The sequence below is a fragment of the Halomonas sp. DP5Y7-2 genome, assembly GCF_019802025.1.
GTDB classification, from domain to species: Bacteria; Pseudomonadota; Gammaproteobacteria; order Pseudomonadales; family Halomonadaceae; genus Halomonas; species Halomonas litopenaei_A.
The window spans coordinates 1-1,319 of the sequence record NZ_JAHVHY010000020.1 but is presented as its reverse complement, the minus strand read 5'-3'; the positions used below and the strand labels follow the sequence as shown (position 1 = coordinate 1,319).

Here is a 1,319-nt window from a genome sequence, read left to right as displayed (position 1 = left end):
GTGCTCGGGGAGTCATCCGGCACGCTGATGGTCGGGGTGGAGTCTTCCGCCACGGTGACGCTGAATACCGCGTCGCTGGTGTCACCATCGGCATCGGTGATGGTGTAGTCGATCAGCGCCTCGCCTTCGAAACCCGGTGCCGGGGTGAAGGTCACATCCCCCGCGGCATTGATCGATACGCTGCCCTGACTCGGGTCACGCAACGTTGCAGTGGTCAGCGTTGCCCCATCTACGCCCTGGGTGTCATTGTCCAGCACGTTATAGGTGATCGGGGTGTCTTCCGCGGTAGTGGCGCTGTCATTCACCGCCACCGGCACGTCGTCCTGCACCTGGATGGTCAGGTCGGTGGAGGCTTCGTCGCCGTCGCTGTCAGTGGCCGTGATGGCGAACTGATCCGCCAGGTCATCGCTGCCGGTGCCCTGGCTGGTGTGATCCTGGGTGCTGCCGTCGAGGGTGTAGCTCCAGCTGTAGTCGCCGGCGTCGGAGACGCTGACGGTCAGCGTGCCGAAGTCGCCCACTACGGTGCCACCAGCGGTGACGTTAACGCCGTTGATCACCAGCGAGGCCAGGCTGTCAGCACCGGTGGTGATGGGCAGCGTGCCGCTGGTGGTCTGGCTACCGTCGCCCGAGGCGCTGCCGCCAGGCAGGCCCGCTTCGCTGACCGTGAACTGGCCGCCTTCGGTGCTCGGGGAGTCATCCGGCACGCTGATGGTCGGGGTGGAGTCTTCCGCCACGGTGACGCTGAACACCGCGTCGCTGGTGTCACCATCGGCATCGGTGATGGTGTAGTCGATCAGCGCTTCGCCTTCGAAGCCCGGCGCCGGGGTAAAGGTCACATCCCCCGCGGCATTGATCGATACGCTGCCCTGACTCGGGTCACGCAACGTTGCTGCGGTCAGCGTTGCCCCATCTACGCCCTGGGTGTCATTCGCCAGCACGTTATAGGTGATCGGGGTGTCTTCCGCGGTATTGGCGCTGTCATTCACCGCCACCGGCACGTCGTCCTGCACCTGGATGGTCAGGTCGGTGGAGGCTTCGTCGCCGTCGCTGTCCGTCGCCGTAATCGCGAACTGATCCGCCAGGTCATCGCTGCCGGTGCCCTGGCTGGTGTGATCCTGGGTGCTGCCGTCGAGGGTGTAGCTCCAGCTGTAGTCGCCGGCGTCGGAGACGCTGACGGTCAGCGTGCCGAAGTCGCCTATCACGGTGCCGCCAGCGGTGACGTTGACGCCGTTGATGACCAGTGAGGCCAGGCTGTCACCACCGGTGGTGATGGGCAGCGTGCCGCTGGTGGTCTGGCTGCCGTCGCCCGCGGCGCTGCC

The 1,319-nt window shown here is 65.9% G+C and carries 1 protein-coding gene; it reads right to left on the bottom strand.

Annotation, left to right across the window (positions count from 1 at the left end; genetic code table 11):
• Positions 1-1,319 (bottom strand): Ig-like domain-containing protein (locus KUW18_RS19560; protein ID WP_222562191.1); only part of this gene is annotated, 1,319 nt, incomplete at both ends.